Source organism: Herminiimonas sp. KBW02 (assembly GCF_003852535.1).
In the GTDB taxonomy this organism is placed as follows: domain Bacteria; phylum Pseudomonadota; class Gammaproteobacteria; order Burkholderiales; family Burkholderiaceae_D; genus Oxalicibacterium.
The window spans coordinates 74,510-82,353 of the sequence record NZ_QAJP01000005.1 but is presented as its reverse complement, the minus strand read 5'-3'; the positions used below and the strand labels follow the sequence as shown (position 1 = coordinate 82,353).

8 protein-coding genes are annotated in these 7,844 nt (G+C 52.4%); all 8 read right to left on the bottom strand.

Annotated features, from left to right (window positions below; genetic code table 11):
* Positions 1 to 858: CpaF family protein (locus DBR37_RS09740; protein WP_233588336.1), on the bottom strand; the 858-nt coding region annotated here is incomplete at its 3' end.
* A gap of 39 nt (positions 859 to 897) precedes the next feature.
* Positions 898 to 2,145, bottom strand: a complete 1,248-nt coding sequence (locus DBR37_RS09735; RefSeq protein WP_124574283.1) for a CpaE family protein — start codon at positions 2,143 to 2,145, stop codon at positions 898 to 900.
* A gap of 30 nt (positions 2,146 to 2,175) precedes the next feature.
* The gene (locus DBR37_RS09730; RefSeq protein ID WP_124574282.1) at positions 2,176 to 3,465 is read right to left on the bottom strand and encodes a type II and III secretion system protein family protein; all 1,290 of its coding nucleotides are present in this window, start codon (positions 3,463 to 3,465) and stop codon (positions 2,176 to 2,178) included.
* A 44-nt stretch (positions 3,466 to 3,509) separates the two neighbouring features.
* Entirely contained in the window at positions 3,510 to 4,463 is a 954-nt protein-coding gene (cpaB, locus tag DBR37_RS09725; protein ID WP_124574281.1) for a Flp pilus assembly protein CpaB, read from the bottom strand.
* A 27-nt stretch (positions 4,464 to 4,490) separates the two neighbouring features.
* Positions 4,491 to 4,940: a TadE family protein gene (locus DBR37_RS09720; protein WP_124574280.1), complete on the bottom strand. Its 450-nt coding sequence runs from the start codon at positions 4,938 to 4,940 to the stop codon at positions 4,491 to 4,493.
* 8 nt (positions 4,941 to 4,948) lie between these two features.
* Entirely contained in the window at positions 4,949 to 5,467 is a 519-nt protein-coding gene (locus DBR37_RS09715; protein ID WP_124574279.1) for a prepilin peptidase, read from the bottom strand.
* Positions 5,468 to 5,502: 35 nt separating this feature from the next.
* A complete protein-coding gene (locus DBR37_RS09710; protein WP_124574278.1) occupies positions 5,503 to 5,706 on the bottom strand; it encodes a Flp family type IVb pilin in 204 nt (67 codons plus the stop codon).
* Between the two features lie 206 nt (positions 5,707 to 5,912).
* A complete protein-coding gene (locus tag DBR37_RS09705; RefSeq protein WP_124574277.1) occupies positions 5,913 to 7,601 on the bottom strand; it encodes a ShlB/FhaC/HecB family hemolysin secretion/activation protein in 1,689 nt (562 codons plus the stop codon).
* Between the last annotated feature and the right edge of the window lie 243 nt (positions 7,602 to 7,844).

Sequence of the window (7,844 nt, the reverse complement as noted above, 5' to 3'; positions counted from 1 at the left end):
TAAACTGTTACGAATCAGGTCACGGATGGTCACGACACCAGTTCCTTCAAAGCTGCCTATGCGCGATTCCAGACGCACCACATGGGGATGATTAAGCGAAAGCTCTGCAGTGTCCTCAACCGTCACAACGCGTTCATTTTCCGGCAGGAAGAAAGCGAGTGCATTGAGCAACGACGTTTTACCGGAACTGGTGCCGCCGGAAATCAGGATGTTGCAGCGTGCTTTCACCGCACTCTCAAGCAAACCAAACAATTCATCGTTCAGGGTGCCCAGTTCCTGCAAGTCGGATGGTTTCAATGGGTCACGACGAAATTTCCGTATCGAGACCATAGGCCCGTCTACCGCCAGCGGCTCGATCACGACATTCAGGCGCCCGCCATCCGGCAAACGTGCATCGACCATCGGGTTAGACTCATCCAGCCGACGTCCGAGCGGAGCCAGGATGCGTCGCACGATGCGCAACAAATGATTATTGTCGGTGAAGCGCAAGGTCTCACGTTGCAGCACGCCATGCCGCGAAACAAAGACATCGTTGTAGCCGTTGATCAAAATATCCTCAACGTCGCCGTCCGCTAATAAATCCTCCAGCGGTCCCAGCCCGGCCAGTTCCTTGGTCAATGCATCGGCAATCAGCCGTACTTCGTTTTCATTGAGTGGAATACGACGCAGGCGCACGAAGCCATCGACGTCCAGATTGACGAATTGTTGTATCGCCGAACGTGACCAGCGCCCGAACTCGGCACCGAGCTCTTCTATCCGCGTCAGCAGATTGTCGTACGCAGCTGTTTTGATATCCTGAAACCTTTGTGTGTTTACAAAGGCGCCATCCTCATTGGCTAATCCCACTTGATCGTTCATCTCGCTATGCCTCTATCCCGGCCATGGCCGTTGTATGCGTTATGGTTTGAGAAAGCCTGGTACCCAACTCGACAACTTTCCGCCATGTTTCTCGGCATGCGGATTCAATAATTTTTCTGCCATATCCTGTATCGCTCGCACGTATGGATCGTGCTTGGCGACTTCGTGTAATAACTTTCCCTGATTGGCACTACTCATCAAGCGCAATGTACATTCCGGCAGCGCAGCTGCCAGTGGCAAAGAAAAACGTTCGGCAATCTGCTGCGCACTCATGCCATAACGAATGTCATAGCGATTGACGATCAGTTGGCGGCGACTCGCATCGCCACCGTGTTTGTTGAATTCCTTGAGCATGCCGGAGAGGGAGACCAAAGCGCCTGCACTTTGATCCGTCACAAACAGAACCTGATCCGAAGCGTTTGCCATGCATTCAACCAGCTCCATATCTGTCAGGCCACCGAGGTCCAGTATCAGCACATCAAAATAGAGTCGTAGCTGCGTCAACAATGACAGGACATCTTCAGGCGAGATACCGGTCATTTCCTTTAATACACGCGGCAGGGAGATTACTTTGATGCCGTTATGACTGCTGGTCAGTGCAGTCTGAATCAGGGTGCGATCAAGACGATGACGATTGCGCAAGGTATCAATAAAACTATAGGTACCCGCAACATTCAAATAGAGCTGCCCGTCACCGACAGGCAAGCCCAGATCAAGCAAACCGATTTGATAATCCTTATGCTGGCCGGATTTGCGCAATTGCAGCAGGTCAGCCAGATGCACCGATACGGTAGTACTGCCAACTCCTGGCCGCGTGCCCAGCAACGTAATCAAAGTTCCCTGGATGGCAACCGCAGGGGCTGAAACTGCCGCGACCAATTTGTAAATTACATCGTGTGCCTCTTCAACCGGAGCGGTCATATCAATGAAGTGATGCACCCCGGCACGCAAAGCAGCGACCGCGCCTTCCGGATAATCCATGGTTCCGACCGCAACCACAGGTACCTGAGGTAATTTGCTCTTCATCATTTGCGCCAGCGCGATCATGTCGGCAGTACAGTTCGCCGTGCTGTCTCCACAGTTGCCCGAAAAATCAAGCAATACCAACCGTGGCCTGCACTCCGCCACACGCGCGGTCAGTAAAGCAATCGGAGCCAACTCTTGCTGCACCACATGCCACTCTTTCAAAGCATGGGCCAGCCAGCGCAGATGCACGCCGTTAGACGAGCAAAAGACAAAGCGATTGCTGTCATTCAGCGTTGTTTCACGCTGCTGACTATGTTCCATGAGCTTTTCCAAAGGTTTTTTCTCCACTATTTACTTTGAAAATCCTGGTAAATCGTCGCGCCCGGCAACGCCCATCACATAACTACCCCAGGCATTCGCCGGAGAGTCGCGTCGTTCCTTGTCCTCGCCAGGCAATGGTAGCTGTGCACCTTTGGCAATCGGCTTCACCAGGTGAGGCGTCGCGATAATCACGAGCTCCTTCTCATCCTGGTTGTATTGCATGCTGCGAAAGAAGGGGCCGAGTATCGGCAGGTCGCCGAGGAAAGGCACTTTGTTCACGCTTGATTTAGTGGTACGGGAAACCAGGCCGCCAATGACAAAACTCTCACCGTCGCCGAGTTCCAGCGTCGTCTCTGTGCGGCGTGTGGATATCGCCGGAATCATCATGTTGTTGGTTACGATTGCATTGGCATAATCCAGGTCGCTTGCTTCAGGAGCGACCTTTAAGGCAATGCGATTTGCCGACAAGACCGTAGGAGTAACCGTCAGGCCTATACCAAAGGCTTTATATACAATCGTGGTTGTCCCCAGACCGCCGGATTGCGGAACTGGTAATTCGCCACCAGCCAGAAAGCTGGCACTCTGACCGGAGAGCGCAATCAGCGACGGACGTGCCAGCACACGTGCCAATCCGTTTTGCTCTATGAGTTTTACCCTGGCGTTCACGCTTGTGCTACCCAACAAGTTGAACGCTTGTGAAACGGGTGTTTGCACAGCCGACGATAAAACATTGGAAAAATTGTTCAAGCCAAAACTGAAGGTCGCTCCGCGATTTTGGTTAAATATGAAATCAAACCCGGCTTCCTTCAGGACATTGCGACTAAATTCCACGATCTGCACATCAATCTGCACCATGCCGCTGGTGCCAACCGTTGAGGTATCCAGTATTTTTTCCCGGCCCACGGCCTGAGATCCGACGCCCGCCGTATTTGCATGCGATAACAACGAAGGCGCCTGTCCACGCAAGCTGGCACTCTCTCCACTTATCCGCAGTTCTGCGCCTTCCTCAGGCAATTGCCCCTGCAATGCACTTTGCACCCATACTTGCCACACTCTGGTCGGGCCATTACGTTGCCACGCTGTCACAGTCGTGTTTCCGGGCTTTTTACCCACCAGCATGATGCTGCCAGGCCGTTTGCTTGACCCCTTGATGATCAAGACATCGGCGACATCCGGATCAGCAACGGCGATACGCTCCAAGTCCACCGGCGTCTTCAACTGAAGTTGCTCACGCACTTTGACCGTTACGTTCATATCTTCCGCCGACACGGAGGAGGACAGTAGTCCGGCAGCAATCACAAGGGCATTAATTATTTTCATTTTTCAGCCGTCCGCTTCAGATTATCGATAATTGGTTTGAAGGTTTAGAAACTGACGTTTTCCCGTTGCGTTCCTTTTATGACCTCTAATGTGTTCGACGATCTGCTTTGCGTCTTTGGTACAGAAGTACTGGATGGAACAGAGGCGCGTGTCGGGCTGACACCACCGGCCCAGCTGGAAAAATCGATCCCGGCATAAGCCTGGTTATCGCCTGTCTTCATATCCTCTTTATCCTCTTTTGATAAACCATTCCGCTCCCGCAAGACATTCTTAGGTTCAGGGAAAAGCGTCATATCCGCGACTCCGGTATCTCCCGGATGACGGAGTACCAGCGTTAGCTTTCCGTTCTGCGCTGCCAGTAAAAGTTGATTAACCTGATCTATAGGCGTTGCTAACACCGCCGTACGTGCCTGAGACGATTGTGTAGTCTGGCCATTGGCCATCGGGCTTTGATTTTCCTGTGCTTCGCCCATGGTCGTGGTGCCGTATGTCAACACAAGACGGCGTGAAGCCAGCAGGCGCGACTGCCCGACATCAATGTCATTACCTTTTTTGAGGGTAAAAAACACATCGACATAATCACCCGCGGCAATGCGATTTCCCACTCCGACGACTTCATCTACCGGGATCGCCACCGCCCTTTCTCCCTCGGCCAGTTTCAAGGCCAGACCTCGTACCAGTTGTTCCTCTGTCACCAGGGTGTCCGGACCTATTTCTACTGCAGGCACTTTTCCGATAACGTCAGCGGCATTCGCATACGTGCCGTTTGCCGTCATGGGCAACATCACCAGCTTCACGCTATCGGCCGTAATCTGCTTCCCTTTTTCCAGTTTTTTTGCGGCAGCCACAACCGCATACTCGGCCCCCTTCGGCGTACTGGCGGCTTTGATCTCTACCGCTGGCGGCGGCGTTTGATGCCCCATCCACCAGGCAAGCGCTGCCAGCGTCACTGCCAGCAGGACAAGAATTACAGCGATGATCTTTGTAAGTTTATTCATGAGCCCGTTACTCTTTATGGAGATTCATCAGTCGATCTGAATAATTGCCGTGCTTTCCAACTTGTCTGGAACCACTACACTCATCAACGGTCCCAGCAGCAAAGGCACCAGCGGATTTTGCGTATAGCCCGCATACGTAACCGTCACGCGATAACAACGGACGCCTGTATTGTTGTTCGCCGCACTGCTATAGGGGCACGCCGATAGTGTATTCACCACTGTCAGACGTGGTGCCAGCCAATAAGCGGCACTGTCGGCCCCGATCGCAGCGTTCGTCGCATTCGTTGATCTCGCCGTATCATCCGCGGCGAAACGTAATGCGGCACGCGCACCTTCCGCCGCAGCAAGCGTGATCGATTGCTGCGCTACAAATATCAGGCCGTAAGTAATGATTGCGTAGAAGATGACAAAAAACAGCGGAAAGACCAGAGCGAATTCGATAGCCGCCGCACCGTTATTTTTTTTTGAAAAAGGCATCGCATTGTTCATTGCCCCCTCCACGTCATCATCAAATGAAAAAGAACGCCTATTGCCAGATATGCCGCATAAGGAGCCCCTTTTCTCCCCTGCCGTACAGTCACGACGCGCTGATAAAAATCGCTCTGCCCGACTTGCTGCACTACGCGATGAATAACTGGCGGAATAAATCCCACCCATATCTGTGATGCATAAAATAAAAGTGCATGCAAACCTGCGATCAGACTTCCAATCAGCCACACCGTTAGCAAGCCTGATACCCCCAGCACCGCGCCCAGCACAATCAATAATTTGACATCCCCCGCACCCATTGCCCGCATCGCATACAGAGGGACAAAGACAAGTAATGCAACACCCGCCCCTATTAATGATTGCGACAAATCAGTACCCAGCACCCCCGCTCTTGCGTACAACATGTACCCGCTGTGTACCAACAGCGCCGTTAAAAGCAAACTGTTAGGTACACGCCGGAACAAGAAGTCATAGCCGATAATGAAGACACAAAAAACAATTAACAGTACGATCATTTGCCTTCACCAATTTCAGGAATGCAGGCCTATCCTTAGGTACTACCGCCGCCGCCACCTACCGCAGGGACAACGGATTTCAGCTTCGTCGAGATTGCATTAAAGACGGCCGACAAATCGGTACCTACTGCTGTCACTGCAACGATGATCGCAACCGAAATCAAACCTGCGATCAAGCCGTACTCAATCGCAGTCGCACCTTCTTCATCTTTCATAAAACGGATAATTTGGCTTTTCATTTCCTGCTCCTGTTTCTGTCAAATTGATGTCACTTCGTTTTAAACGACGCATTCAATCGAACCGTCGTCCATTTTTTTCTGATGCCTTCTGTTCGTTTTCGATGTCAGACTCCTTTCTCCAACACAGCCTTTGCAATTAATAGGAAACGCTTTTCTCCCCCATCTGGCTGCCTTGTCTTGCGCGGCGGCCTTCGTCTTATCCTGTTCTAATCCAACTGATACGAATATCCGAGGTTCAATCTCGGCGCACGTTTGCTCGCGTTAATCGGGATCTCGCCCACTGGTTGCGCAATCGACAAATCAAGCGAGTAATGACGCTGGTCCGTAAAGCGCACACCCATGCCTACCGATGCAATCTCGCTATGCGACAAACGACCGGCGTTGACGTAGACCCTGGCCGCGTCAGCCATCACATATGGCTGGATGCGTTTTACATAGTTACCGTCATATGGGAAAGCGCGATTGAATTCGAGCGATGCGCCCCAGCCTTTGTCCCCGGCGATTTCGCCTACCGGATAGGCGAGGCCGTATAGTTTTGCGCCGAAACTGACCTGTTCCGACAGAGGCAGAATGTTGCTGCTGTATTGCCCCATACCGCTGACCGTCATGCCGTAACCATCGTCAAATGTGGTGGTGCGCGTGAAGCTGCCTTTGACGCGCAGGAAATCGAGATCGATGTTGCCGTTGAGCTGACGCGCGCCCAGGCTATCGAGTCCCTGATAGATACCAAGCGACCATTGCATACTGCTGCGATCCGATACTTCTATCGATGTGAGCTCCAGACTCAGGGCACGGATATCCGAACTGAATTCGATGCTGGGCGCCGGAGCAGGCACGTTCAATGCGTATCGCGAAGAGTTTTTGACCGCATAGATACCGCCGGACACGGTCAGGCTACGCGTGGGTTTCAATATCAATGGATAGCTCAGGCTTGCGCTGACGCGTTGCGTTTTGGTTTGATAACGCGATTGCAGTTGCTGCGCAGGAAGCGACTGATTTTCCGGCTCACCCTTGTAATCGGAGAGCGTCACTTGCAGCAACATTCCCTGATAGCGGATCGGTTGTATGTAGTTCACACCCACATACTCTTCGCGCGAAGGGCCGCGTGGTGCAATCGCACTCACCGTCACCTGTTCACCGAGCGGCGTCAGCCCGTTCTCTGTCACGCTGAAAATGCCACGCAACGATGAAGTCGCGGTGTCCACAGCAAATGAAGTGGTAATTGGTTTACGGCTGACATCCAGCGTCATCACGGACGCGCCATCGGTATTTTCCGGCGGCTTCACGGTAGCCTTGATGCGCATGCCTGGTTGCAAACTCAGGATAGTCGTGATGCGATCAAAGGTATCGCGGCTAAGCGGGCGATCTTCCTTCAATTGTTCGGCAATACTCCGCAGGCGCTCTTCCGACGCACCCGGGTTGCCTTCTATCTTGACCGTGCTGACATAACCTTCGACCACATTGATCTCGACAATGTTGTCTTTAAAGGTTTGTGCCGGCACGAAGGCAAACGAGAGTGGATAGCCTTTGGCCTGGTAGATCTGCGTCACCTTGTTTGCTGCCTGCAGCAGCTCGGCGACGGTAATTTCGCGATTGCTCAGCGGTGAAAATTCTGCGGCAACGAGTTCAAAGGGAATGCTTTCGACGCCGGAGATTTTGAAGCGCGAAGGTACGATACGACTGGCCAGCAAACGCTGCATGGCCGGATCCGGCGCTTGCGGCTGGATATCTACGGTGACGGCGGGTGCAGGGCTGGGTTCGAGCTTGGGCAGGTTATCGAGAGGATTGCCCTGACCGGCGCTGCGTGCATCTGCGCTGGCATGCGGCATCAGGGCCATTTGGCCAAGCGCGCTTGTCAGACAGACCGCAACCAATCTCTCGATGAATCTTTGCATACAGTCCCTTTGTCAGCATGCTGTAACGCATACGTCCTTCCAGTACTACACATCCCGATATCACTACGTTTTAAGGAAACGGCCCAACTTCAGCTTAGTTGCCAAATAGCAAGAGTCAAACTCAAGGTTTACAACTGTGTACTTTGGTAAGTGCTTACTGACGGTCTTACACTTTGAGCAAGCACTGTACAAATAATGTGCAGATAAAATTTGCAGTTGTTAACCAATTGAAGTTGCTTCAAA

Bases quoted from the DNA above. Each gene is read 5' to 3' on its own strand.
- DBR37_RS09730 (WP_124574282.1), bottom strand. From the start codon at position 3,465: ATGAAAATAATTAATGCCCTTGTGATTGCTGCCGGACTACTGTCCTCC.
- DBR37_RS09735 (WP_124574283.1), bottom strand. From the start codon at position 2,145: ATGGAACATAGTCAGCAGCGTGAAACAACGCTGAATGACAGCAATCGC.
- DBR37_RS09715 (WP_124574279.1), bottom strand. From the start codon at position 5,467: ATGATCGTACTGTTAATTGTTTTTTGTGTCTTCATTATCGGCTATGAC.
- DBR37_RS09720 (WP_124574280.1), bottom strand. From the start codon at position 4,940: ATGCCTTTTTCAAAAAAAAATAACGGTGCGGCGGCTATCGAATTCGCT.
- DBR37_RS09710 (WP_124574278.1), bottom strand. From the start codon at position 5,706: ATGAAAAGCCAAATTATCCGTTTTATGAAAGATGAAGAAGGTGCGACT.
- cpaB (WP_124574281.1), bottom strand. From the start codon at position 4,463: ATGAATAAACTTACAAAGATCATCGCTGTAATTCTTGTCCTGCTGGCA.
- DBR37_RS09705 (WP_124574277.1), bottom strand. From the start codon at position 7,601: ATGCAAAGATTCATCGAGAGATTGGTTGCGGTCTGTCTGACAAGCGCG.